Origin of the sequence: Gulosibacter sp. (assembly GCF_052090685.1) — a bacterium.
Taxonomy (GTDB): Bacteria; Actinomycetota; Actinomycetes; order Actinomycetales; family Microbacteriaceae; genus Gulosibacter.
This window is the reverse complement of sequence record NZ_JBQDBE010000004.1, coordinates 24,748-49,874: the sequence shown is the minus strand read 5'-3', so window position 1 is coordinate 49,874 and position 25,127 is coordinate 24,748. Positions and strand designations below refer to the sequence as shown.

General features: G+C 60.4%; 19 protein-coding genes. 8 read left to right on the top strand and 11 right to left on the bottom strand.

Going from position 1 to position 25,127, the window contains the following annotated elements; translation table 11 throughout:
* The first annotated feature begins 180 nt into the window (after positions 1–180).
* On the top strand, positions 181–1,563 hold the full coding sequence (locus ACTHXA_RS03555; RefSeq protein WP_441669412.1) for an aspartate aminotransferase family protein: 1,383 nt from the start codon (positions 181–183) through the stop codon (positions 1,561–1,563).
* A 133-nt stretch (positions 1,564–1,696) separates the two neighbouring features.
* Here ACTHXA_RS03555 and ACTHXA_RS03550 read toward each other — a convergent pair whose 3' ends face one another.
* The 3 genes from ACTHXA_RS03550 to ACTHXA_RS03540 form a co-directional block, all read right to left on the bottom strand.
* A complete protein-coding gene (locus ACTHXA_RS03550; protein ID WP_441669410.1) occupies positions 1,697–6,157 on the bottom strand; it encodes a lamin tail domain-containing protein in 4,461 nt (1,486 codons plus the stop codon).
* 226 nt (positions 6,158–6,383) lie between these two features.
* A complete protein-coding gene (locus ACTHXA_RS03545) occupies positions 6,384–9,602 on the bottom strand; it encodes an ExeM/NucH family extracellular endonuclease (RefSeq protein WP_441669408.1) in 3,219 nt (1,072 codons plus the stop codon).
* Between the two features lie 218 nt (positions 9,603–9,820).
* Positions 9,821–10,327: an amino-acid N-acetyltransferase gene (locus ACTHXA_RS03540; RefSeq protein WP_441669406.1), complete on the bottom strand. Its 507-nt coding sequence runs from the start codon at positions 10,325–10,327 to the stop codon at positions 9,821–9,823.
* Between the two features lie 35 nt (positions 10,328–10,362).
* On the opposite strand from ACTHXA_RS03540, the gene ACTHXA_RS03535 reads away from it, so the two are divergent.
* A complete protein-coding gene (locus ACTHXA_RS03535) occupies positions 10,363–11,301 on the top strand; it encodes a Ppx/GppA phosphatase family protein (protein WP_441669404.1) in 939 nt (312 codons plus the stop codon).
* Between the two features lie 171 nt (positions 11,302–11,472).
* Here ACTHXA_RS03535 and ACTHXA_RS03530 read toward each other — a convergent pair whose 3' ends face one another.
* The 5 genes from ACTHXA_RS03530 to ACTHXA_RS03510 form a co-directional block, all read right to left on the bottom strand.
* Positions 11,473–11,691, bottom strand: a complete 219-nt coding sequence (locus ACTHXA_RS03530) for a helix-turn-helix domain-containing protein (RefSeq protein ID WP_441669402.1) — start codon at positions 11,689–11,691, stop codon at positions 11,473–11,475.
* A 68-nt stretch (positions 11,692–11,759) separates the two neighbouring features.
* Entirely contained in the window at positions 11,760–13,076 is a 1,317-nt protein-coding gene (locus ACTHXA_RS03525) for an MFS transporter (protein WP_441669400.1), read from the bottom strand.
* A gap of 87 nt (positions 13,077–13,163) precedes the next feature.
* The gene (locus tag ACTHXA_RS03520; RefSeq protein WP_441669398.1) at positions 13,164–13,847 is read right to left on the bottom strand and encodes an IclR family transcriptional regulator; all 684 of its coding nucleotides are present in this window, start codon (positions 13,845–13,847) and stop codon (positions 13,164–13,166) included.
* Positions 13,848–13,881: 34 nt separating this feature from the next.
* Positions 13,882–15,048, bottom strand: a complete 1,167-nt coding sequence (locus tag ACTHXA_RS03515; protein WP_441669396.1) for an amidohydrolase family protein — start codon at positions 15,046–15,048, stop codon at positions 13,882–13,884.
* Positions 15,045–15,650, bottom strand: a complete 606-nt coding sequence (locus ACTHXA_RS03510) for an amino acid synthesis family protein (protein ID WP_441669394.1) — start codon at positions 15,648–15,650, stop codon at positions 15,045–15,047. Before ACTHXA_RS03510 ends, ACTHXA_RS03515 begins: the two co-directional genes overlap by 4 nt.
* Before the next feature lie 356 nt (positions 15,651–16,006).
* Here ACTHXA_RS03510 and ACTHXA_RS03505 point away from each other — a divergent pair, with 356 nt between their 5' ends.
* Positions 16,007–17,263, top strand: coding sequence for an ATP-binding protein (locus ACTHXA_RS03505; protein ID WP_441669392.1), 1,257 nt, complete (start codon positions 16,007–16,009; stop codon positions 17,261–17,263).
* 99 nt (positions 17,264–17,362) lie between these two features.
* On the opposite strand, the gene ACTHXA_RS03500 is transcribed toward ACTHXA_RS03505, so the two are convergent.
* Positions 17,363–18,643: a PucR family transcriptional regulator gene (locus ACTHXA_RS03500; RefSeq protein ID WP_441669390.1), complete on the bottom strand. Its 1,281-nt coding sequence runs from the start codon at positions 18,641–18,643 to the stop codon at positions 17,363–17,365.
* Between the two features lie 165 nt (positions 18,644–18,808).
* Between ACTHXA_RS03500 and ACTHXA_RS03495 the strand changes: the two genes are divergently transcribed.
* The 3 genes from ACTHXA_RS03495 (at position 18,809) to ACTHXA_RS03485 (ending at position 22,670) form a co-directional block, all read left to right on the top strand.
* Complete coding sequence (locus tag ACTHXA_RS03495; RefSeq protein WP_441669389.1) at positions 18,809–20,008, top strand: alcohol dehydrogenase catalytic domain-containing protein; 1,200 nt, start codon at positions 18,809–18,811, stop codon at positions 20,006–20,008.
* A gap of 71 nt (positions 20,009–20,079) precedes the next feature.
* On the top strand, positions 20,080–21,564 hold the full coding sequence (locus ACTHXA_RS03490) for a flavin-containing monooxygenase (RefSeq protein WP_441669387.1): 1,485 nt from the start codon (positions 20,080–20,082) through the stop codon (positions 21,562–21,564).
* On the top strand, positions 21,564–22,670 hold the full coding sequence (locus tag ACTHXA_RS03485; RefSeq protein ID WP_441669629.1) for an alpha/beta hydrolase: 1,107 nt from the start codon (positions 21,564–21,566) through the stop codon (positions 22,668–22,670). Before ACTHXA_RS03490 ends, ACTHXA_RS03485 begins: the two co-directional genes overlap by 1 nt.
* A gap of 191 nt (positions 22,671–22,861) precedes the next feature.
* On the opposite strand, the gene ACTHXA_RS03480 is transcribed toward ACTHXA_RS03485, so the two are convergent.
* Positions 22,862–23,029 carry an SDR family oxidoreductase gene (locus ACTHXA_RS03480; RefSeq protein WP_441669385.1) on the bottom strand — a complete coding sequence of 56 codons (168 nt, stop codon included), beginning with the start codon at positions 23,027–23,029 and terminating at the stop codon, positions 22,862–22,864.
* On the opposite strand from ACTHXA_RS03480, the gene ACTHXA_RS03475 reads away from it, so the two are divergent.
* Together ACTHXA_RS03475 and ACTHXA_RS03470 are read left to right on the top strand one after the other, a co-directional pair.
* Complete coding sequence (locus ACTHXA_RS03475; protein WP_441669383.1) at positions 23,022–23,180, top strand: Ppx/GppA phosphatase family protein; 159 nt, start codon at positions 23,022–23,024, stop codon at positions 23,178–23,180. The genes ACTHXA_RS03480 and ACTHXA_RS03475 overlap by 8 nt on opposite strands.
* 399 nt (positions 23,181–23,579) lie before the next feature.
* Entirely contained in the window at positions 23,580–23,726 is a 147-nt protein-coding gene (locus tag ACTHXA_RS03470) for a hypothetical protein (protein ID WP_441669381.1), read from the top strand.
* Positions 23,727–23,815: 89 nt separating this feature from the next.
* Here the strand turns inward: ACTHXA_RS03470 and ACTHXA_RS03465 are convergent, their stop codons facing one another.
* Positions 23,816–25,075 carry an MFS transporter gene (locus tag ACTHXA_RS03465; protein WP_441669379.1) on the bottom strand — a complete coding sequence of 420 codons (1,260 nt, stop codon included), beginning with the start codon at positions 25,073–25,075 and terminating at the stop codon, positions 23,816–23,818.
* Positions 25,076–25,127: the final 52 nt, after the last annotated feature.

Here is a 25,127-nt window from a genome sequence, read left to right as displayed (position 1 = left end):
CATCCCCAACGACGCCAGCCCGATACCACCGATATCCGCCACAAGGCGTCAGCTACAATTGGTTGGAGTTGGGCGTCGAAGCCCGATTTCTACAGTGTCGCCGACGCCAGGCCGGTCCGCGATACCGCTGTAATCGAAACCAGCAACAGGTGCCAGGCCGACCGGGAAAGAGTCCCAACCATGGGCGCCCCGATTAATCACGAACGCATCCAAGAACTCATTGCCGTCGAGGCAGACGTTCTGAATGCGAAAACCCAAACCTCGAAGCAATACTTCGAGGACGCATCCCAACACCTCTCCGGCGGTGTCGCATCCTCGTACCAGGTCCACGAACCCTGGCCAATCTACGTCGAAAAAGGCTCGGGCCCGAAGGTCTGGGACGTCGACGGCAACGAGTTTTACGACTTCCACAACGGCTTCGGGTCAATGGTGCAGGGCCACGCCCACCCCTCGATCGGCAAGGCGGTCGCCGAACGGTATCCGCTCGGCACTCACTTCGCCGCGCCCACCGAAGACGCGATCGTCGTGGGCAATGAGCTCGCGCGCCGCTTTGGGCTGCCGAAATGGCGGTATACGAACTCCGGTTCCGAGTCGACGATGGATGCGATCCGCATCGCCCGCGCGTTCACCGGCCGCGATACGGTCATGAAGATCTTTGGCTCGTATCACGGACACCACGACACCGTCATGGTGAATATCGGGTCAGTCGAAGCCGCCGAACGCGGACCTCGAGACAACTACGCCTCGGTCTCCTACGGCGGCGGCATCCCGCAGGCGGTCGTTGAGATGACCGTCGCGGTACCGTTTAACGACGCGGATGCGATGGAGCAGCGAATCGAGGCGCTCACCGCAGAGGGTCGCAAGCCCGCGTGCGTCATCATGGAAGCGGCCATGATGAACCTCGGCGTGGTGCTGCCCGAACCGGGATATCTCGAACGAGTCCGCGAAATCACGGCCAAGCACAGCATCGTGCTCATCTTTGACGAGGTGAAGACTGGCATCTGCATCGCGGCCGGCGGTGCGACCGAAAAATACGGTGTGACACCCGACATGGTCACCCTCGCGAAGGCGCTCGGTGGCGGCCTGCCCGCAGGCGCAATCGGGATGTCCGAGTCGATCTCGGAGGTCGTCGAGGACGGCACGGTTTTCCAGGTGGGGACGTATAACGGTAATCCGCTAACGCTCGCGGCGACGCGCGCATCCCTCCTCGAGGTGATGACCGACGATGCCTACGCCCATCTCGCACATCTCAATGACCGCATCCTTGCCGGCTGCGATGACGTGATCAAGCGCTACGATCTCGCCGCCTACACCGTGGGAATCGGGTCGAAGGGATGCGTAGTGTTCTCGGACACCAAGATCGTCGACTACGAGACGTACTGGGCGAACCAAGAGAATGCCGGACCCCTCGCCGATCTTGCGTGGCTCTTCAATATGAATCGCGGCATCTTTATGACCCCGGGTCGAGAAGAGGAATGGACGCTCTCGGTCACGCACGACGATGCATCCATTGACGCGTTCGTGTCCGCATTCGACGAACTCGCGGCGGCGCTGCGGGGATAGCAACATCGCACTCGCCACGGCGATATAGAAACTCGCGATAGCGATACACATGACTGTGGGGATAGGCCCGAAAGCCTATCCCCACAGTCATTTGCAGTTAGCTTGCGCTATCCGCGGTCGTGATTCTTGATCACTATGCGCGGCGACGCTGGAGCATGACGCCCGCACCCGCGAGCAACAGGAGCGCGCCTACTGCAAGTGACATGAGCAGTCCGTTGTCGGCACCCGTCTGTGCGAGGCCACCATCGTGGTCCTTGCCATCGAAGTCGACATTGTCGCCCTTGTCACCCTTGCCATCGTTGTCATCGTCATCCTTGCCATCGTCATCCTTCGGCGGAACCGTACCCGAGGTGTCGCCGACAACCTCGAACGTGGCCTCTACGACGATGTCCTCACCATCTGCGACTTCCTGCGTGATGCGGAGCGTGTGCACACCAACTGGCATTGCGTAGACGTTGCCGTCTTCGTCCTGGTAGATGATGACCCCGTTGAAGGCGCCGTCGACGACCTCGGCAGCGTCGTCGATCAGGGTGACGGTGCCGTCCGCCTGAACCACTTCGATGCGCACGGTGTCCGCGGTGAAGCCACGGCCCTCGTAGTTGACTCCGTCAAGCGACTCGGTCTGCGTGAGGCGGTCTGGCGATACCGACAGATCCGGGGATGCGGGCTGCTGATCGTTGTCATCGTCACCATCGGTTTCGGTCGGGCGAGGCGATTCGGTGCCGGTCGGAGTCGGTTCTTCCGTTCCGGTCGGAGTGGGTTCCTCAGTGCCAGTTGGAGTCGGCTCCTCGGTACCGGTCGGGGTCGGTTCCTCAGTGCCGGTCGGAGTGGGTTCCTCAGTACCGGTCGGAGTCGGCTCCTCGGTACCGGTCGGAGTGGGTTCCTCAGTACCGGTTGGAGTCGGTTCCTCAGTTCCGGTTGGGGTCGGTTCCTCAGTACCAGTCGGGGTCGGCTCTTCCGTACCGGTTGGGGTCGGCTCCGGAGTCGTGTCCTCGATCTCCGAGACGGATACGTGGAAGACAGCCTCCGAAGTCATTCGCGGCAGATCTGCGCGCTGAATCGTGAAGGTGTTGTTCTCGCCCGCAACCGGCGTCAGGGTGGTGGAACCGCTCGTGACGGTTACTTCATCCACCTGGAAGCCCTCGGCAGGCTCGACCACGATCGTGATTTCCTCGTTGTGGAAGTACGCGCGGTTGCCGTCTGCGGTCGACCACATTGCGCGGTAGCGGTTCGCGCCGTCGATCCACATGGACTCGAGCTCGGTCTGTCCGTCGTAGAACGTCACCGACGCAGCATCCTGAGATGCAACATCCGAGTCATCCGTGACGTTGATCACGGCACTTGCCTTGATCTGCGCGTAACCGAAGGCGACCCACTCGGTCTGGTTCTCGGTGATGGTGATGCGCTTCACGGCACCGACACGCTCGCGCGTCTCGCCTGCGGTGAACTCGCCCGTTTCCGGATCAATGATCTGTACCGGCTGGCCAGCTTCGATCATCTCGTAAGGCACCAGTTCGTCAGTGAAGTTGTCGAACATGGTTTCCGTCTGTTTCGTGCTTGCCGGCGTCGGAACCGACAGCGTGTACTCACCAACGGGAAGCCCGTCGGTGACCCACTTGCCGTTCGAGGACTTCGGCACACCGTAGAGGTTGCCGTCCGCATCCTCGAGGTAGAGCACGTTGTTGTTCGAGGACTTGTTGAAGATGTCGTCGATGTCAGTGTCGTACTCATAGTTCAGGTCGTTGTCCTTGAACACGAGCACGTCGAGCGAACCGGTCGCAACGGGTGCTGCGACTGGCGCAACCTCAATCTTGAATTCCACACGAGCGGTGTTCGACGACAGGTCCGCACGGTTCACCGTGTAGACACCGTTCTCGCCCGCGGTCACCTCAAGGTCACCAGCAGTTACCGAAACGATCTCGTAACCCTCATCCGGGGTCACGACTGCACTCACGGTGTCGTTGATGAAGTTGTACTGAGTACGGCCACCTTCTTCGGTCACTGCGAGGTGGATCACGCTCGCGGGGCTCTCGTACGAAGCCACCGGAGCGTCACCATCAAGGAAGGTCACGTCAGCGAGTTCGTGCGTGTTCACGGTCGAACCGGACTCGGTAACCGCGGCCGAGGCAGAGTTCATCGACACACCAACCGACAGCTCGGCAACGCCGTCTTCGGTGACCGTTGCCGTCGCAACCGGACGGTTACCAGCGGAGACCGTGAACGTACGGTGCTCACCGGTTGCCGGGTCAATCCAGGTCGCCCCCTGAACGCGCGGAACCTCAGCAACCTCAAGTCGCGAGCGGTCAGCAGCGTCAAATGCCGAGGAACGGTCGTTCGCGAGCTGGAAGTACACCTGGTACTCACCAGCAGGCAGGTCAGCGAAGTTGAATAGACCGGTTTCACGGTTCACGCCGGTGCCGTACCAGTTGCCATCCGCATCCTGTGCGTACAGCAAGCCCGACTTCAGCTCGTCACCCTCACCATAGACACCATCGGGACGGTCATCATCAAAGTACGTCACCTGCAGGTGACCGGTCGCAACCGGTGCCTCCGTCTCGCCCAGCGAGTTGGTCGGGGTCGGCGTGGGCTGCGGGGCGAAGTCGACCGAGTTGTTGTCGGTGTCAACGCCGGTCTCTACGCGCTCGAAGCTGTTCGGACCGGTGAGTGCAACATCCAATGCCGTGGTCTCGTAGCTCTGCGTCGTGATGTCGCGGTCAGCGTTCTGCCAGCCAACAACATCCACGAACTGACCGCTCAAGTCGCCGCTGACGTTTCCGATCGGCTCAGTTGAGTCGTTCAGGATGAGTGCCCCACCGAGGAGGTTCGGGCGCACGTTGAGCGTGAGGTCGGGAGTCGGCAGCTGCGTCTGTGGTTCCTCTTGCCACGCAAGGTGCGTGAGGCCTTGGATGAGGAAGAAGCTATTCGCAGGAACGGTGCCAGAGAGCTCGTACACCGCGATCGCGCCGTCGGTCTTCGCCGGGGTGCGGGTCTGGATGCTCCAGCCGGTGAGATCGATCGGCTCGTCAGTTGGGTTGTACAGCTCGATGAACGCGTTCGGGTACGCCTTGTCCTCGTAGGCGGCCGAGGATACGTAGACCTCGTTGATCACAAGCGATTCCGTGCTAGGGACTACGGTTTCCGCGAGTTCAACTTCGAAGTAGATGCGGTCGTGCGATTCGTTTACGCCCGAACGCTCCACCGAGTACACACCGTCGGCGGTGTTGGTCACGGGAAGTGCGTTCGAACGTGAGCTTGCGTACGCGGTTACGGATGAAACTTCGTAGCCATCGATTGGCGAAACAACGATGCTGACTTCTGATTCGAGGAAGTATTGGGTGGTTGCGCTGCCGTCTTCAACCGTCGCGAGGTAGGAATTGGAGCTGCTGTAGAAGGAACCAAGGGCATTGTCGCCATCAAGGAATGCCACGGTACCGAGTTGGTTCGTGCCGGTTTCGAAGCCTGGACCAGTGACGGTGGCGGCTGCGGAGACCGACGAGAGGCCTGCCTGGAACGCGGTGCCTTCTTCGGTAACCGTTACACCAGTGGCGACTGCAACATCCTGGTTTCCGGAGACGACGAACGGACCGTCACTGTGTTCACCGGTTTGATAGTCGATGTATGTGGCGCCCTCAACACGAGTCGTCTTTTCTTTTACGAGTCGAGTGTTGTCAGCAGCGTTGAATACAGCAACGTTTGGGTTCGGGAGCACGAAGTAGAGCGAGTATTCGCCGGTAGGAAGACCCGGGAAGTTGTGCGTGCCCGAGGTCGTGTTCGCGATCGTTCCGTACCACTGACCGTCAGCGCTCTGCGCGTAGACGTACCCGCTGCGGGTGTCTTCGTCACCGTCATTGAAGGAACCGTCAACAGGGTTTTTGTCATTGAAGTACGTGACTGTGAGGTCACCAGTTGCTACTGGCTCTTCAGGTGTTTCTGGCACGAAGGAAGAGTTCGTGGGGGTAGGTTGTCCCGAGGTGAAGTCATTGGCGTTGTTGTCGCTGTCTACGCCGTCGGTGCGGGACTGGCTCTGCGTGTTGTTATTGATGTTTCCGGCGCGGTCACCTTCATAGGTGTTGGAGCTTCCCCACCCGACGACGTCAACAAAGTTGCCACCGGCGACATCGCCAGTCGCGGGAGTTCCGGTCTGCGTTTCGCCACGGAGCATTACCGTTCCGGAGCCACCGCCGAGGTTGAGTGCGCCGCTAGCCTGATCAGGAGTGGGAAGTGACTCGTCGCCACCAGAACCGTTACTGCCGCCCTGAACGAGCCAGTAGCCACCCGCTGGAATTTCGCCGTCAAGGGTGAGATTACCGCTCGGGCTCCCAGCGCTTGTACCCGAACGGTAGGAGAGCGTCCAACCGGTGATGTCAATTGGGGCGTCCGTTGGATTGTGAAGTTCAATGAACTTGTGAGTGTAGGAGGCGCCGCTCGAGCCACCACGTCCAAACAACTCGTTGATGACGACATTGTCGCCCGCTGGCGTCGCCTCCGCCTGCTGCGCAGGGGAAGCGAGGAGGACGCCTCCGAACCCGACTGCAGCGGCGAGAGCGGTTACGCCCAGCTTCTTTAAGAAGTTACGCACCTTTTCCTCTTCCAATTCGATAACTGTTGATCACAGATTGGTCAGAACCGGAGTCAGGCTAGGAAGTGGGTGTGTCTAAACGATTAACAGGGAGTGCACAGACAACAAGCTTTGGCGGTGGAAGATTCGCACCACTGCAGGCGACACGCCATCGTGCACAACCGTTTGAGAAACAAGAAGGGGCAGGCCCGAAGGCCTGCCCCTAATTGTTCAAGCGACTACTAACCGCTTGGGTTTGTCGCTATGCGCGGCGGCGGTTGAGCATCACACCGGCGCCTGCGAGCAGCAGCACGAGGCCAACTGCGAGCGAAATGAGCAGTGCGTCGTCAGCACCGGTCTTCGCGAGGCCACCTTCGTGGTCGTCGCCGACGAATTCGCCGTCGTCGCCCTTGCCGTTGTCGTCACCCTGGGCAGCGTCGTCACCCTGGGCGCCGTCGTCACCCTGAGCAGCGTCATCACCCTGAGCAGCGTCATCGCCCTGAGCAGCATCGTCACCCTGAGCAGCGTCATCACCCTGAGCGCTGTCGTCACCCTGAGCAGCGTCATCATCCTCGCCCGGGGTGGTCGGTACTGGTGTGCCAGCGTCATCCGCGACAACCTCGAAGGTCACCTCGACGACGATGTCATCGCCGTCGGCAACTTCCTGGGTGAAGCGCAGCGTGTGGACGCCAACGGGCATCTTCACGGCGGTGCCGTCTTCAGTCCGGTAGATCACGGCGCCGTTGAACGCACCGTCAGTCACTTCACCTGCGGCTTCAATGAGCGAGGTGGTGCCATCAGCCTGAATTACCTCGACGCGCACCGAATCACCGGGGAAGCCGGTGCCTTCGTACTGAATACCGTCAATCGAATCAGTTTCGGTGACCCGCTCAACCGAAAGCTCAACGGTCGGATCGGCTGGCGTGGTTTCGCCATCAGTCTCGGTCGGCTCTGGGTCGTCAGTCGGCGTCGGAGTGGGCTCGGTGCCGTTGCTCGGGAAGTCAAGCGCCACGATGGCCGGGTTGTGGTCCGAAGAACGGAACGGATCCGGCGCGTAGAGGTCAGCGATGTTGTAGTTGTAACGCGAGTACTCGAGCGCAATTGCTTCGTTGGCGTTGATGGTCCAGATGTCCTGGTCAACGATGAGGTCATTTGCGGGCTGCGATGCGAAGACGTGGTCGAGCGAGCCAACCGTGCCACCGAATGAGTACGAGTATTCAGGACCGCCGACGGTGAGGTGCTCGTAGCCGGCGTCGGTGATCGTGGTGATCGGTGTTTCTGCCGAGTATGCGTTGATGTCACCGGTCAGGAACACGAGGTCGGTGCCCTGTTCTTCCTGCAGGTCGGCAGCGAAGTCGACAAGCGCCTCAGCCTGGAGGGTACGGGCGAGGTTCCAGCCACCGACGTTGCTGTCGGTGTTCGCGTTGCCGCCCGAGCCCGACCCACCCTTCGACTTGAAGTGGTTACCGATCACGATGAACTGGTTGTCCGCATCCTCAAGGCCTTCGCCCACGGGGATGAACGATGAAGCAAGCGGTGCACGCGCGTTTGCGTTGTTGCCGCCGTTAGTGAATGCCGCGTCATCGAGAATCTCGTAGGTACCTTCGACGAAGGAAACCTCAGCGGGCTGGTAGATGAAGGCGGTACGGATCACGTCGTTGCCGCGGGTGGGTACGTCATAGCCCTCGGGAGTTGCAACGTATTCCCACTTGTCTGCGCCTGCTGCTTCGTTGAGTGCGTCAACGAGCTGGCTCAGTGCGTAGTCGCGGTCCTGGCCGAAGTCCGAGGAGTCTTCGATTTCTTCGAGCGAGATCACGGATGCGTCAAGCGCCTCGATCGCAGCGACGATCTTGTCTTCCTGCATGTCGAATGCCTCCTGGGTGAAGGCACCGCGGACATCACAGTAGTTCGTCGCGATGGGGTTGCCCTCGCGGTCGCGGTATGGCTGGCAGCCTGGCTCGTCTTCACCGAGGCTCGTGAAGTAGTTGAGGACGTTGAACGTCGCAACGGTGACGTCGCCTCGGGTCGCGAGCTGCGGCGCATCCTCACGAACGTCACCGAAGGTAACGGGGCTGTTTTCGGTGCCCTTGACCGGCTCGGTGGGCTGGAAGCGCCACTTGTCAAAGCCGTAGTCGAGGATGACACCAGAAGTGAAGTCCAGTTCCGCACCGATCGTGACCGGGGTCTCGAGCGTGAGGTACGGCAGCGGCGAGTTCTTCGCCGCGTCGTTGTTCATGTAGTTCCAGGTCTGGCCGTCGTCGAGCAGGATGCCCCGCTCGTTGTTGCTCTGCTGCTGCGCTGCGGCTTCAGCCGAACCAGGCGCCCCAACTTCGGTCGGGGTGAGCAGGAGACCCTCGAAGCCAAGACCGATTTCACCGAACGAGTTGAGCGAGTAGTTGTCGGTGACGACATAGTCGCCCTGTGGGTCGAGCAGCATGCCCTCGAAGAGCTCGCGCTCTGCGTCGGTGGTGGGCCACTCGGGGAGCGCTACGGCGACGGCTTCGCCGAGGCTTTCGTCGAGGATTTGGACTGAACCGCCAGTGCCGGGTTCGGTGTTAATCTGCGTGACGCCGAAGTACTCGTCAACTTCACCGGTGACCTGCACCGAGTCGCCGATCGAGACGCCGCCGGTCCAGTTCGGTCCGCCGTAGATGAAGATACCGGTGGATGCGTCGTGCTCGGCGAGGTCCACTTCGCCTGGCATCTGGATGTTGTAGCCGTTCTTGCTGCCTTGGCCGGTGTAGACCGCGGTCACAACACCTTCGGTGGTCAGGTCCTGACCGTCGTAGGGGCTTGCCGAACCGGTTCCCTGAATCTGCGAGATCTCGACAACTTCGCCGGGCTCGACGGGGTCAACCGGATCGGTTGGGTCGGTGCCCTCGTTACCGGAGTTCTGTGGGGTAGGCGCTGCAGCGTGGAAGTCATCGCCGTTCTCGTCAGTGTCCACGGCAGGGTCGAGGCGCTGAGCCGAGGTCGAGCTCGACAGTCCGGGTGCAGCTGCGGCACCTTCGTAGACGCTGACTGTGCCGTAGCCGACGAGGTCGACTGTGGCTCCGGATGCGTCGAGCAGTTCGGATGCGCCGTTTGCGGCTGCGTAACCCTGGTTACCTACGACGTCCGGGGTGGGGAGCTCTTCGGTGCCTCCGGCACCCGCCTGCATCTGCACCAGGAAGTAGCCGCCGGGCTCGATCGTTGAGCCCGCTGGCAGCGTGAACACGTCACCCTGTGCCGCGCCACCTGCCGAATAGCGGACGATCTGGTAACCACTCACATCAATTTCAGTTGCGGAGAGGTTGTAGAGTTCGACGAAGTCGTGCTTCAGCGTGGCGCCAGAGTTGCCGCCACCGCCGTAGACCTCGCTAATGACCACTGTGGACGATGCCGCAACTGCTGGCTGCGCGGGAGCGATCGCGGCAACGCCGCTCAGCCCCAACGTCACTGCCAGCGCGCAAGCGCCCAGCTTCTTCAAATAAGTACGCACGGATACCTTTTCCAGAATAAGGATGAACAGGATAAGCGCGCGCCAAGCTACGGATTCGAAACGAATACCCGGTAAACATCACAGCTAAATAACGCCACCAGGAAATCACTTCGGCGTTACTGCGCGTTTACCTTTCTCTGCGTGCACACTGAGTGCAATTTATTTGTACGGAATGCCAGCTGCTTCGAGGAACCCCTGTGGACCAGTCCAATTGGCGATTACTGAAGCTGCAGAATCATGCGCGTATTGCCGAGCGTGTTCGGCTTCACCCAGGGCAAGTCGAGAAACTCTGCCGTTCCAGCGTCCGGAGAATGGAGCATCTCCCGGAAGGTCGCTTCATCCACGACTTGCTCGTTCACCGCTTCAAAGCCGTGGCGACCGAAAAACTCTGTCTCAAAGGTCAAGCAGAACAGACGCTCGAGACCGAGCTCGCGCGCATCCGTAATGAGCCGCACCAGCATCTGGTGACCAACGCCGTCGCCACGCACCTTCGCCGACGTCGCAATCGTTCGCACCTCGCCAAGGTCACGCCACAGCACGTGGAGGGCCCCGCATCCGACAATTTCACCGGTCGGCGTCTCGGCAACGACGAATTCTTGCACTGCCTCGTACAGCACCACGAGCCCCTTACCGAGGAGGATGTTTTCGTCCACCATCGGCTGGATGAGTGACTGAATACCCACGACATCCGGTGTGCGGGCGCGGCGAATCGTGTACTGCTGCATCGGAACAGCCTAACGCGCGCGTAGTATTGATAGCTATGCGCCTCGGAGTCCTCGATGTCGGATCCAACACCATCCACCTGCTCGTCGTAAACGCGAGGCCGGGTGCGATGCCCGTCCCCGAAACGTCGAAGAAGTCGACGATGCGGCTCATGAAGTACCTCGAGGAGGACGGTTCGATTTCGAACGCCGGGGTCGAGCGCATCATGTCGAAGATGCATACCGCGGCGGACTTGATCCAGGATCTCAACCTCGACGAACTTATGCCGATGGCAACCTCCGCGATTCGAGAGGCGAAGAACGGCGAAAAGCTACTGCAACGGATCCGCAAGGAGACCGGCATCGAGCTCAAGGTAATGAGTGGCGAAGAGGAAGCCTCGGTCACTTTTTTGGCCGTGCGTCGCTGGTTTGGCTGGTCGGCTGGACGAATTTCCCTCGTCGACATTGGTGGCGGCTCTCTTGAGCTTGCGACCGGAACCAATGAACTGCCGGATCTCGCGATGTCGCTGCAGCTCGGTGCGGGTCGGCTTACGAAGCGATTCCTGAAGAGCGATCCGCCCTCCAGTGGTGAGCTGAAGGCGCTCCGCCAGCACATCCGCCGGACACTCCCCACCGCTGTGCGTGAATTTGGGCAGTTGCCGGATGCTGACCAGTTCGTCGGTTCTTCGAAGACGGTTCGTTCACTGGCTCGGCTGGCCGGTTCAATTACCGATGGCGTCGGCCCCACCGACCGCGTGCGATTGCGGAAGTGGCAACTCGATGACTGGGTACCGCGCCTCGCACAGATGCCCGCGGCGTCGCGGCCCGCACTGCCGGGCGTGACCAAAGACCGGTCCTACCAAATCGTCGCCGGCGGCATCGTGCTCTCCGAGGTAATGGATGCGTTTGGGATCGAAGAGCTTGATGTGTCGCCTTGGGCAATGCGCGAGGGTGTGCTGTTGGACTACCTCGACCGGTTGCCGCGGGAGCCGCGGTAGTCAGCTGGCTGCCGGCAGGGTGTCTGCCCGCCAGCCCGCCAGAATTGGCGTACCGGCATTCCCAGGGGGTATATGCACCTAGTGGGGTCTCCCGCACCGCCAAAAATTTCAGCCCGGGTGGACACCAGCCGCACTTCAGCCCACTCGCACCACCACCCGCGCCGCCCGCAGCTACCCAATCAACCGATGCGCAGCCAGCAGGATGTGGTGATCGAGCCCCGATTGCCCCGGCACCCATCCGTCGCCGAGGAGCTCGGCCACACGCTCAAGCCGCTGCCGCACGGTGTTCTCGTGGATGAGCATCCTGGTCGACACTTTGGCAACCGAACAACCCAAATCGAAGTATTCATACGCGGTCTCGGCAACAGGGGTGCCCCACGGCCGAGCCACAGAAACCCCTGACGGTGCCGTGCGGATGACACCGTCAGGGGGTTTCGAGACAGGGGTCACTCAACCCGTTAGTCGGTGATCTCGACGTCACGGGTCTCTGGGCCAGCAAGTACGCCTGCGAACATAACGACTGCCCCGATACCGAGTAGCACTACCGCAGTCTGCTCAAAGGGCATGAAGTTGCTTAACCATTCCTGATAGACCGCATAAAACGACGGAATGATGAGGGCGAGGCTGTAGCTCACTCCATAGCCCGTTGCGCGGACCGAGACAGGGAACCGCTCGCTAATATACGCGGGCACGATCGCAAATGGCGAGATCGTTAATACGACGCAGACGGTAACAAATACGAACAACATCGCTGAAATCCCTTGCGACTGGATCGTAAGAAGATAGCAGACCGTGCCGAGAATCAAGACGCCCGCAGAAAGCCACAGCATGATGCGTCGTCGCCCGTGATGCTGGCTGAGCGCGCCCGCAGCGATGTTCAACGGGATACCTATGGCAAATGCCACCATGAGAATCAATGAGGATTGCCATGGCTCAAGCCCTACCGTGGTGTTCAGCGTGCCAGGCATAAGTGCTGAAACCGACTGCTGCGCCAGCCACATTCCCGTCATCACTACGAATACCTGAATCAGGCGGCCACGGTATTCCGACTTCAACAGAGCGAGCAGCGGGTTGGCTCGCTTCCCCTCGCTGTCGCTCGGAGCCTTCACTGCGTCGCGAACATTGCGCTGGTAATTGATTGCAATAATCACTTCTGCGATGCCGGTGAGAATGAACGGGATTCGCCATCCCCATGCCACGTATGGGGAATCGATATCACCAACCGGCATGATACTCGTGAGCAACATGACACTAAGTGCGATTGTCACGTATGCTGCCGGGAACGCACTATTGATCAGGCCAGCGTTGAATCCACGTTTGTGCTTCGGTGAAGCCTCCATCGCCAGAGGTATTGCGGATGAATATTGACCACCGATAAATAATCCGTTCAGGAACCTGAATAGAATAAATAGGGCAATCGACCACCAGCCTATCTGCATAAACCCGGGCAATAATCCCATCGCAAGCGTAACAGCCCCGGACAAATACATCGAAATCATCGCAACCCGCGACTTACCGATTCTGTCAGCCAGCGGGCCAAACACTACAGCACCAGCCGGCCGGCCGAGCAAAGAAGCTACAAAGATTGCTGCAGTTACCCCTGCAATGGCTTGCGCTCCCATAGCCGGGTTCACAAAGTAAATCAGCGCTGGCGGCAGCACCAACACAGGCAGATAAATATCGAGCAAATCGACATAATAGGCCCCATAAGCACTCTTAATTGCACTCGAATTTTTCTTTTTTGTTTCTATTTTAGACATTTCAGTCGCACTCATTAGAACACCTTTAATCCTCATTGATCAAAAACTGAGTAGAAAATTCCGTTTCCGAAATTCTATTTGGATTGACTTCGCTATACTTAACTAAACGAGACGAGATCTCGTTAGCAGCGTCATGAGTCGATCTTTATCGAACCGAAAGGTCGGAGCCGCAAGCGACAGCGCAGCAACTCGACCAGTCGGCATCACAATCGGGATCGCGATAGTCGACATCCCCACGAGATACTCATCCACGCTCACTGCGTATCCCTGCTTGCGCACTTCCTCGAGTTTTTGAGTCTCGACATCCGAGCGCTTTTCCGACTCGTTCGCGTCGTACGCAAGGAGTACGGTGCCCGAGGCTGAAACCGGAAGCGGCATGAGGCTCCCCGCACCAAGGCCCGCAAGGATCGAGTTGTCAATCGTGACTCGGTGGACGAGTCGCACGAAATCCCCTTCACGAACCGCGATTGATGCGGCTTCCCCCGACTTAGCTGCTAGCGCGGCAACCGACGCCGCCATTCCTGCCCCCACGCCGTGCTGTTCGAGCGCAGCGCGACCAAGTGCGAGTGTCGCGAGCGATAAACGGTAACCTCCAGTGGTCTTGACGATGAGTTCGGCCGCAACCAGTGTTTGCAATTGCTGATGGACTGTGGCTTTCGCATGCCCAGTGCTTTTGCAAATCTCTGCGAAGGTGAGTTCTCGAGCAGACGACGAGATCGCTTTCAAAGTGCTCAAGCACTTCAGCGCCGAGGTGAGCACTCGTTGGGTAGGTTGCTGTTCCGACATAGCCTGTCCTCTGGTAGTAGATGACTCCTGGACTCTAGCCGATTGTGACTGGCCGTGAAGGTGGCGGCGTCACCGAGCTTTTCGCCACTTCAACGACCCCATCAACCATCACCAGCGACACGGCGGGGACGTTCCCATCACGCATCGCGTCGAACAGTGTGCTTGAAGACCCGCCCTTCGCTGCATCGAGAATAATTAGGTCTGCGTGTGCCCCCTCGGTGATGACACCCCGACCGGCCAGTCCATAGCGTCGTGCAGTTCCACCCGAAGCGAGCGAAAGCGCGGTTGCCGGGTCCAGTTCTGTCCCACTTGTAGCTTCCGTAAGCAGCCGCAGCATCCCGAGCGGAACGACGCCAGTTCCAGACGGTGTATCCGTACCGAACTGGAGCCGACTAAGTTCACCGCGGTCGATTAGCTTCTCGACGACCTTGCGCATCATCTTCATGTTGCCTGCGAAGACCACTTCGACCGCAACTTCGGACTCTTCGAGTAATTCGAAGATCTCGTCATCACCACGAGAGGTAGGTCCTCCATTTATGTGACTGATGATGGTGGGTCTGACCTCGCGAGCCATATCGATCCCAACGACACTGGATCCTGGCACCGAAGCTCCACCGAAGTGCAGCGGAGCTACCCATCCGAGCGAAATAGCGTACGCCACGAGTTCGGAGATTTTGGCGGTGTCTTTTTCCGAACCCAGACCAATCTCGCCAAGCATCTTGACGCCTAATTCGTGGAGTTCGTCGATGTCGCTGGTGGTTAGCCCGCTGTCGAGCAACAGCGCTCCGCCCCAGATTCGTGCGCATCCAACCTGCCGGTTCCGGCTAGTCAAGTACGCAGCCGCACAGATCGCCTTTGCTTCCGGACCATCCTTAGACCGACCGGGCCAGTGAGTCTCCCCCGCTGATATCAGACCGGTGACTCCGCCATTCAACGCACGACTCGACCATCCGAGAGCTTGCTGGCGGGGTGTGAAGTCACCAATCACCGGATGCGCGTGTGAGTCGATTAGCCCTGGAACGACCGTGCACCCTTGCGCATCGATGACTGTCGCATTTGCGAGGTGCGGCAAGGATGAGGCATCCCCGACTGCGAGAATTTTTCCGTCTGCCACCGCGATCGCGTTGCCGTCGACTAGCGGAGCGGAGGGATCCCCCGAAACGATCACCCCTGCGTTTCGAATCAGATAGCGCGTCGTCATCGAAGGCCATCCTCGCCAACCATCTCGGACTCTTGCAGACCACCCATGCGTGGGTGCGGGCGTGGTCCGTCAGTAACCGCGAGCAGCGCGAGAATCTCATTCGACATGGGTGCATCAGGAACAACGACCGAGACGGAATCGAAGTAGTCCCTGACCAGCATCGCCGTCTTGTGGTGCACTGGCACATCAACGGTGCATCCCGCGGAGCCGCGCTTTTTCACGCTGGGCAGAATCGATATGCCTTCCACGAGGCTGCGTGTAGGTTTGCCAAATCGAGGGTGAAGAATTGCGGCGATGTGCTCGAGTTCACCATACTCACCCACGACACCGGCTTTTCCATATGCTTTTACCTCGCCTGGGAGCAGGTCGATGGCCTCGCGCATGAGCCAGTCGCCGAGAGCCTCGCCGGCTTCTTGGAGTAAAACCAACTCTTCGTCATATCGTCCGGCGTAAGGGTTTTCGATGACTGCGCCAACGATGACGCGGTGGATCGGTTCTTCCACTTCCCTATGACCATCGCTGTTGACGGTTTCGAAATACCGAACCGTTTTTCTAATTTTCACTTCGCCTGACGTCAGTGTCAGCGTACGCAGATCAGACATTCGCACTCCTGTTCTTGAAAGCCTTGTTTCTGTTCGGAGGGCACCAGCATGGCACTGCAGGAAGTGGCGAGATTCGTTCCGTTACCCCACTGTTATATGCGTTTTGCAGCCCTAAAGCTGGTTCGCTTGGATGCAACGAGTGTTCGTACATGTCGAACCTCGTTGACCCAGAATCGAATGTGTTGAGTGGAGGTCGTGGGTCTCGTGAGTGACTTTCAGTGTGTGAGCTTCGCTTCGAGCGACGTCCTATCGGATTGGTGAAACCGGCAAAGGAACCTGGTGAAATCGGCAGACGAGACCGGGGAAATCGGCAGAGCTATCCGGTGAAATCCGCATTAGAAGCGTAGGATCAGCGCATGGACGTTGACTTTCTGCCTCGTAATGTCACAGAACTGGCTGAAGAGACTTTGACAGACACGCCAATCACCGTGATCAGTGGAGCCCGTCAGGTCGGCAAGAGCACGCTCATGCACCAGCTCATTCGCAATCGTGACGCGAAGGTCGTTAATCTCGACGACCTTGCGGATCGAAGCGCGGCAGCAGCAGACCCGGATGGGTTCGCTGCGCAGTATCCACAAGGGCTTCTCGCTATTGATGAGATCCAACGTGTGCCGGAGCTAATGACATCGATAAAAGCATCAGTCGATCGCGACCGTCGCCCAGGACGCTTCATTGTCACTGGGTCCGCCGATCTTCTCTCGCTTCGTGGCGCTCAGGAGTCATTGGCGGGTCGCGCCGAGACCATTCCACTTGAAGGTTTCAGTCAAGACGAACTCATAGGCCGAACCGCCGACTTCGCATCCTTCGCATGGTCATTGCTATCGGCCAACGTGCCGTCCGACCACACTGACATCACCCGACGCGAGTACCTCGAGCTTGCGATAGCTCCAGCGTTTCCAGAAGCACGCAACCGATCTGGGCGCTCCAGAGATCGCTGGCTGTCAAGCTACACCGAACGACTTCTGACGAAGGACTCGACGGACATTACCGGCATCCAATACCCAGATCGGCTCGAGACGCTGCTCAATGTCATCGCAGCACGCAACTCCAGCGAGTTCGTCGCCGCTCGAATCAGTCGCGAAATCGACGTCCCATCGCGATCTATCCCCGCCTATCTACAAGCGCTTCGCAGCGTGTTTCTTATTCGGGTCATTCCCGGTTGGTCGAATAACATCGCGAACCGCGCAGTGTCCACACCGAAGATCTCGCTCACTGACACCGGACTTGCAGCGCACCTCGCCGGTATCGATGTTGACGGACTCGAAACAGCAGTGTCATCGCCTCTCACTGGTGGCCTCGTGGAAGGGTTCGTCGTGGGTGAACTCGCAAAGCAGCGTGCGTGGTCAGCGAGATCAATTCGTATGTTCCACTACCGTGACGACCACAGCCGTGAGGTAGACATTATTCTCGAGGACCGCCGTCGCGACATCGTCGGCATCGAAGTTAAGGCTTCTTCAAGCCCGCGAATTGGTGATTTCAAAGGACTCGAGTACCTCCGTGAACGGTTGGGCGAGCGATTCGTTGCAGGGATCGTCCTGCATACCGGGCAGCGGTCACTCCCGTTTGGTGACCGGCTCTGGGCATTGCCGATTTCCACGCTATGGGAACACTAGGTGTTCTTCTCAGACAGGCCCGAGCCGCAGCCACAATCAACCATATGGCCGGGAGTCGACTGTTCGGCACCTAACGGAGCCTCGACGTGTTGTCGGCACTCACCCAATCAAACGGTTCGCAGCCAGCAGGATGTGGTGGTCCAGCCCCGCTTGACCATGCGCCCATCCTACGCCAAGCAGCGACGCGACGCGCTCGAGCCGCTGCCGCACCGTGTTCTCATGGATGAGCATCCTGGTCGCCACTTTGGACACCGAACGACCCAAATCGAAGTATTCATACGCAGTTTCGGCAAGATCGGCGCGGTGCAACCGGTCATACTCGAGCAGCGGACCGAGCGTGTCCTGGATGGCGCGCTTCGTCGGCTCGATGGTCACTTTGGTCAGGAACGCGCCGATTGCCCCATAGCCTTCGAGTGACACAAGCGCGCTCTGCGACGGGGCCGACTGCGCCTGTGCCGCCTGCAACAGTCGCTGCACCAGCGCGTATTCCTCGGGAACAATGTCGAGCATGTGCAGCTTCGGCGAATGGCCGACCAGCAGTTTTCCGTGTAACCGCGAGCCCTGCGCCTCGAGCTGCTCGCGGATCCGCGCAAAGGCATGCTCTGGCACAAATGCCACCATTTGCTCGCCGACTTTCGTGCGCAGAAGTCCCGCGCCAAAATCGAGTTCGAGACGGTGCTCAAAGTCACGTCTGCTCGCTTCGTTCCCCTCGGCCACCAGGATGCGGAAGGGCTGCGACTCGGCCACCCCATAGTCACGCAGTCGATCAATCGTGGTTCGGGCAAGCCCAGTAGGCGCTGGTGCGAGCACCTGGGAGATCAGTTCACTGCGGCGTCGCTCGAAGTCGCTGCGCTCGCGCTCACGGGTCGCGAGATGAATCCCCAGGATGCGCGCGCCGCGATCCAGAGCGGGCTCGGCTTCCAAGGCGATGCGCCCCTCCACCAGGATTGCGCCAAGCACCGTCGCCTCGCGCTGCACCGCCATCACAGTGAGGACGGCCTGATCCTCGCGAAGATGCTCAACCGGTTCGTTTTGCTGCGCCGACAGTGCCACAAGTGGTCGTGTCGCGGAATCGAGAGTGGCACTCGGGTCGCGCACGTCATGCCGAACCTTGAGATCGACAATCTTCACGTTGAGGCCGAGCATTTCGGCAATGCAATCGCGCAAGGCGGTCAACACACTGGTCGCAGCAAGCGCTTCGTGCAGGGCAGTGTCTGCTTCGAGCATCCGCCGGTATCGCGAGAGTTCCTTTTCGGTGGACGCCGCTTTGGCCCGCATCTCTCGGAGTTCCGCGGCATAGGACATGGCTACTGCGGAAGCCTCAGCCTCTCCATACTCGCGAGCCATCGCATCCTCTTTTCCTGGAGTGTAGAAACTCACACCCTCAACTCTGAACTGTGGTGGATACAATATGCCATGCCAGCGCTCGACGAAGCAATATCGATTTAGCAAGCCCAATCAGTTGGCATTTCAAGGCTCACCTCAGAAGCCGCAGCCGATATACCCCGCATACCCGCTCGACTGACCGCCCAGGAGATCAGGACCATGACTTCGCTCAACACTTCCAGTGCTACTAGCACCGACACTCAAACCCGCACGATTCGAGGTGCAGTGCTCAACCAGCTCGGTGCGGAATCGCCGTTTGCCGAGAACAAGCCGATCACGATCGACGAGCTCACCCTCGACGCCCCGGCGCAAAATGAGCTCCTGGTCCGCATCGAAGCCGCGAGCATTTGTCACTCGGACCTCTCCGTCGTGAATGGTTCGCGACCGCGCCCGGTACCGATGCTCCTCGGGCACGAGGCCGCGGGCATCGTCGAAGAGGTTGGAGAGGGTGTGACGGATGTGCAGCTCGGCCAGCGGGTCATCCTCACCTTCCTCCCCCGTTGCGGCGAGTGCGCCGAGTGCGGAACCGACGGCAAGCTCCCCTGCTCGAAGGGCTCGCAGAGCAACGAAGCGGGCACGCTGCTCGACGGTAGCGAACACCTCAGCCGCGGCACCGAACCGGTCAAACACCACCTCGGCTGTTCCGGTTTCGCCGAATACGCTGTGGTCGACCGCCGTTCTATCGTCCCGGTCGAGAAGGATGTGCCAGCAGACATCGCTGCGGTGCTCGGCTGCGCGGTACTCACCGGCGGTGGCGCCGTGTTCAATGCAGCGAAGCTCTCTTGCGAGCAGTCAATCGCGATCGTGGGTCTCGGCGGCGTCGGCATGGCAGCACTGCTGACCGCGCTCGCCGTCGGACCGCGCGAAGTAATCGCCGTCGACTCCAATACCGCCAAACTCGAACTGGCCCGCGACTGGGGCGTGACGACTGCACTCTCCCCGGCCGAAGCATCCGAACTAGGGATCGCCGCCGACGTGGTGATCGAAGCGGTCGGACACCCTCGCGCCTTCGAAACCGCAGTCGGGATGATCGGCTTCGGTGGCACCTTGGTCACCGTTGGGCTTCCCGCACCCGGAGCGAAAAGCGAGATTGAGCCGCTCCTGCTCACGGCCCGCGCGCAGACCGTAGTTGGCTCCTATCTCGGTTCGGCCGTTCCAAGTCGAGACATTCCAAAGTTTGTCGAGCTGTGGCGCGCGGGACGGCTCCCACTCGAACGCCTCATCAGCGACACCATCGCGCTCGAAGACATTAACGAAGGCATGGATGCGCTGGCAGCTGGATCGGTCCTGCGGCAAATCATCCGCTTCCCGGCCCCGGAAAATGCCGCGACCCATCCTGCCGAACCCGCGACTCTCTGAGACCGAATCTGCCGCAGCCGGGCGCTGACTCAGTGCATCCACACACCACGACACACCCAAAGGACAAGATCATGACCACTCAACGACACTTCCGCGTAGCAATTCTCGGCTCAGGCTTTAGCGGCCTGGGCATGGCCGCACAGCTCGTTCGCACGGGCGAAAGCGACTTCATCGTCTTCGAAAGAGCCAACGAGATCGGTGGCGTGTGGCGCGATAACACCTACCCGGGTGCCGCCTGCGACACCCAGGCGCACGTCTACTGCTACAGCTTCTTCCCGCACCTGCGCGTGTCGAAGATGTTCGCCGGTCAGGATGAAATGCTCGGATACCAGCGGCAGATGAAGGATGCGTTCGGGCTCGACCGATACATCAAGTACAACGCCGAAGTGGTTTCGGCTCGCTGGATCGAGGCCGAGGCGCACTGGCTGATCACACTTCGTGGCGGTGAACAGTACACCGCGAACGTGTTCGTGCCAGCATGGGGTCAGCTCAATGCGCCGAAGACGCCGACTTGGGAGGGCCAGGAGCGCTTTCAGGGCGAGCAGTTTCACTCGGCGAACTGGAATCACGACATCGACTTGCGTGGCAAGAAAGTCATCTCAATCGGTTCGGCCGCTTCGGCCGTCCAGTACGTACCCTTCGTTGCGCAGGAAGCCGAGCACCTCGAGGTCTTCCAGCGCTCGGCGAACTACATCCTGCCGCGCGAGCAGCTCACCTTTACGCCCGAGCAACTCGATGAATTCGAAGCGGACCCCTCGATCTTCGAAGCCTCACGCCGCTCGATCCACGAACTGCGCGAAGCTGGATTCGAACGCACCCGCTTGAACACGGACGGTCAAGCAGCCGGTGCCCAGGAATCCATCGACTACCTCCGCTCGGTCATCTCCGACCCCGAGCTGCTCGAAAAGCTGACCCCGACCTACGAATTCGGTTGCAAACGCATCCTGCGCACCTCGGACTACTACCCCACTTTCCTACGCGAGAACGTCTCGCTCGTCACCTCGGGTATCGCGCACTTCACCGAAAACGGCGTGGTGACCGCGGACGGTATCGAGCACGAGGCAGATGTGGTGATCTACGCGACCGGGTTCTATTCCCAGAACTTCCAGGGCGATCTCCAGATTGTCGGTCGCGACGGCGTGACGCTCGCCGACCGCTGGGGCAGCGAGGATGCGGAGGCCTTCGTTGGCAGCTCGGTGGACGGCTTCCCGAATATGTTCCTGCTCTACGGCCCGAACACGAACCTCAACCACAACTCGAATATCGCAATGTTCGAGATCCAGCAGGATCACATCATTGACATGCTCGCGCAGACCGCGGACATGTCCGGTGTCTCGGTGGAGATCCGCCGCGAACGGCTCGACGCGTTCAACAAGTCGCTGCAGTCTGCGATGCAGGGGTCGTCGTTCTCGAGTGAGTGCTCGAGCTGGTACAAAAACTCGAAGGGCAAGGTCATCAACAACTGGTCGGGCACCGTGGAGGAGTTCCGTCAACAGGCCGCGAAGTTTAACGCCGAGGATTACCTCATCAAGTCGGAAGCGCTGGTCCTCGCGTGATGCAGATCCCGCTTTCGCGAGTCGCTGCCGACCAGCGTCCGCTCATCGCCGCCTTTCGCGAGGCTGGCGGTAAGTCCTACCAGGACGCTGCGTCGGTTATCGAGTCGCGGGCGAACTACGAGAAGTCCTGCGCGGCGAATGGACTTCCGGCGGATGATGTCGCGCTGGTTGAAGACGTTGCCGTCGGGTCGTTCGGGGTGCGGGTCTACGATCCGCGCGATTGCGATGGGCTTGGCTCGAACCACGCCGATTCGGGTTCCTCGAAGATTGATCCGGTCGCAACTGGTCGTCGCGGCGCGTCAGGTTCATCCAACCGATACGGACGCGACCCGGTCATTGTGTTCGCGCACGGCGGCGGCTGGGTGATCGGTTCGCTCGAGACGCACGACTCGGTCTGTCGCCGCATCGCGACGCTCACCGGGCTGCCAGTAGTCGCGATTGACTACCGGCTTGGGCCCGAGCATCCATTCCCGATCGGGCATGAAGACTGCCGCGAGGCGGTTGAGTGGGTCCGCGACGTGTCTACGGAACGCGGCTGGGATGCGGGCCGGATCGTGACCATCGGTGACAGCGCTGGCGGCGGGATCGCCGCGGCACTCGCATCGGTGCCTTCGATGCGAGTGCCGGGCACCACGGTGATCGGGCAGGTGCTCCTCTACCCGATGCTCGATGTCGCGAACGAGTCGGCGGGGTTTGCACGAATCACCGAAGGCGTGCCGCTCACAGCCGACACGATTCGGTGGTTTGTCGAGAACTACGTGTTGGATCGGGTGCTGCTGGATGACCCGCGAATTTCGCCGTTGCTTGCGTTGGGTGATGACGGTGCCGCACAGCCACCGCAGCCACCGCAGCCACCGCAGCCACCGCAGCCACCGGCCTGGATCTTATCGTTAGGGCTCGACCCGCTCACTGACGAGGCGATCGAGTATGCGCGACGGTTGGCGCTCAGCGGCGCTGAGGTGGAACTCGTCCACCTCCCGAACCATGCGCACGGGTTGTTTACGCAGGCGGGCAAAGTTCGCACCGGCGAACGCATGCTCGAGCGTGCGGCAGCGTTCATCCTGCGGACGATCGCAGAGCACGAGACGGAAACGGAGCGTTCCTAGACGTCGTCCGCTTCAAGAGTGACTTGCTCGAACTCTCGGAGTTCATCAGAGTTTGAAGAGTCTTGTCCGTGACGCACAAGGCTGGCACCCGACACATCCGGCTTTCGCCATACCGGAACACAAAACGCGCCGGGCGAGGATCTGTATCCCTGCCCGACGCGTTGTTGCGTAAACTTGCGCGAGTTGCCCGTCTACTGCGCAGTGAACCCACCGTCAGCAACGAACTCGGCACCAGTAACGAACTCTGCGTCATCGCTCGCAAGGTAGGCGATGAGCGAGGCAATGTTCTCAGGCTTGCCAAGACGCTTCATCGGGGTGATGTCCGCGGCGTCGCGGCCCGCACGGCCGGGCGTGACCAAAGACCGGTCCTACCAAATCGTCGCCGGCGGCATCGTGCTCTCCGAGGTAATGGATGCGTTTGGGATCGACGAGCTTGATGTGTCGCCTTGGGCAATGCGTGAGGGAGTGCTGCTGGACTACCTCGACCGGTTGCCGCGGGAGCCGCGGTAGGGAGTGGGCTGTAGGCAGGGCGTCTGCCCGCCAGCCCTCCAGAATTGGCGTACCGGCATTCCCAGGGGGTATATGCACCTCATGGGGTCGCCCGCACCGCCAAATATTTCAGCCCCAGGCCAGCACCCACCCATCCCCTGGCCAGACTGCACTCCGGCCTTCCTACTCACCGGCTCACCTTCCGACCTGGCTGCTCATCAGCCCACCGGCCGACCTAGCCACTTGCCCGCCATCCCTCCAGAATTGGCGTACCGGCATCTACAGGAGGTATATGCACCTCATGGGGTCGCCGCACCGCCAAAAATTTCAGCCCCAGGCCAGCACCCACCACCCATTCCTAGGAATCGACCCGCTCGCTGACGAGGCGATCGAGTATGCACGGCGGTTGGCGGCACTGCGGTGGAGCTCGTCCACCTCCCGAATCACGCGCACGGGCTGTTCACTCAGGCGGGCAAAGTTCGCACCGGCGAGCAGATGCTCGAGCGTGCGGCCGTGTTCATCCTGCAGACAATCACCGAGCACGAGGCGGAATCGGAAGGTTCCTAGACGTCGTCCGCGTCAACGTCCTCCGCTCGTTTCCTGCCCGTGAATGCCGCTTCTATTTCTGAGGGCCCAGTGAGTTAGCCCCAGTCCCACTACTCCCCGCCAAGCTCGATTGGACCGGTCTTCGGCGGTTTCGGAACGTGCTTCGGGATGTACCGGGCGAATAGCGCGCATCCACCGAGGCCGATCACGCCGAAGACACCAGCCGTGACCGGCAGACTCGCGACCGCGGCGAGGCCCGACACAATGAACGGCACGGTCGCGCTCGACATATCGGTGATCGTTCGCCAGGCACCGAGGAACGGCGCGGGGTCGCCCGGGTCCGCGAGGTCGGCGCCGAGCGTCATCACGATCCCCGAACCGATGCCGTTCGACAGTGCGAGCCAGCAGGTCAGCACAATGAACCAAATGTCCGCATGCGGCACCGAGAACAGCCAGGCCAACACGAAGAATCCGATACCCATGCCGGCCATCGCGGGCACGGCGCTCGCTGCGCGACCGAACTTATCCATGATCCAGCCGCTCGTGAAGAACAGCGCAAAGTCGATCGCACCGCCGATGCCGATCACGATCGCGACAGATCCCGCATCCATCCCAATCGCGTGCCCCCACAGCGGCAGCACCACTTGCCGGGCCGATCGCACCATCATCATGGTGCCCGCGCCGACGCCGAGCGTGAGCAGCACGTTGCGACGGCGGCCGAAAGTGCGCCACAGCGATTCCTTGCCGGGTTTCTCCTCCTTGGCCATACTCAGTCGCCGATTCGGCTTCGCGTATTTCTCGATGTCGGGCAGCACGAGCAGCACCACGAACACCAGGAACGAGCACGTAATGAACGCGAGGAAGTTCACCTGCGGATCACCCGTCATGCTGATGAGCCAGGCCGCGAGAAACGGCCCCACGAACATCCCCGAGCGGAACACCCCACCGAGCGAGGACATCGCGCGGGCACGGTACTTCAGCGGCACGTAGGTCGACAGGAATGACTGCCGCGCGAGAGCAAATGTCGCCGTCATCAGCCCTTGAATCAGGATGCCTGCAAACAGCATCCACGTCGAGGTCGCGAAGAATGAAATGGATGCGCCGATGATGGTCGCGAGTGACGCGATCATCATGGCCTTCTGCTCGCCAAGCTTTCGCACGACGGATGCCGCGGGCAGGTTCCCGATGGCCTGGCCGATCAGCAGCGACCCGGCGATGAAGCCCGCGAACGCAACGTCGGCGCCGAGGTTCGCTGCCACGGCGGGGATGACGGGCACGATGGCGCCCTGCCCGATCGAATAGATAAACGTCGGCAGAAACGCGATCGTCAGCACACGCGAAAGCGGTGCCTCCCCCTTGCCAGCACTCATGCGCTCCAGACTACGCCTGGTCGGGTGCTGTCATTACCGTCGCTGCGATGCC

Bases quoted from the DNA above. Each gene is read 5' to 3' on its own strand.
- ACTHXA_RS03525 (WP_441669400.1), bottom strand. From the start codon at position 13,076: ATGAGTGCGACTGAAATGTCTAAAATAGAAACAAAAAAGAAAAATTCG.
- ACTHXA_RS03485 (WP_441669629.1), top strand. From the start codon at position 21,564: ATGCAGATCCCGCTTTCGCGAGTCGCTGCCGACCAGCGTCCGCTCATC.
- ACTHXA_RS03490 (WP_441669387.1), top strand. From the start codon at position 20,080: ATGACCACTCAACGACACTTCCGCGTAGCAATTCTCGGCTCAGGCTTT.
- ACTHXA_RS03515 (WP_441669396.1), bottom strand. From the start codon at position 15,048: ATGACGACGCGCTATCTGATTCGAAACGCAGGGGTGATCGTTTCGGGG.
- ACTHXA_RS03505 (WP_441669392.1), top strand. From the start codon at position 16,007: ATGGACGTTGACTTTCTGCCTCGTAATGTCACAGAACTGGCTGAAGAG.
- ACTHXA_RS03555 (WP_441669412.1), top strand. From the start codon at position 181: ATGGGCGCCCCGATTAATCACGAACGCATCCAAGAACTCATTGCCGTC.
- ACTHXA_RS03495 (WP_441669389.1), top strand. From the start codon at position 18,809: ATGACTTCGCTCAACACTTCCAGTGCTACTAGCACCGACACTCAAACC.
- ACTHXA_RS03520 (WP_441669398.1), bottom strand. From the start codon at position 13,847: ATGTCGGAACAGCAACCTACCCAACGAGTGCTCACCTCGGCGCTGAAG.
- ACTHXA_RS03540 (WP_441669406.1), bottom strand. From the start codon at position 10,327: ATGCAGCAGTACACGATTCGCCGCGCCCGCACACCGGATGTCGTGGGT.
- ACTHXA_RS03510 (WP_441669394.1), bottom strand. From the start codon at position 15,650: ATGTCTGATCTGCGTACGCTGACACTGACGTCAGGCGAAGTGAAAATT.
- ACTHXA_RS03535 (WP_441669404.1), top strand. From the start codon at position 10,363: ATGCGCCTCGGAGTCCTCGATGTCGGATCCAACACCATCCACCTGCTC.
- ACTHXA_RS03465 (WP_441669379.1), bottom strand. From the start codon at position 25,075: ATGAGTGCTGGCAAGGGGGAGGCACCGCTTTCGCGTGTGCTGACGATC.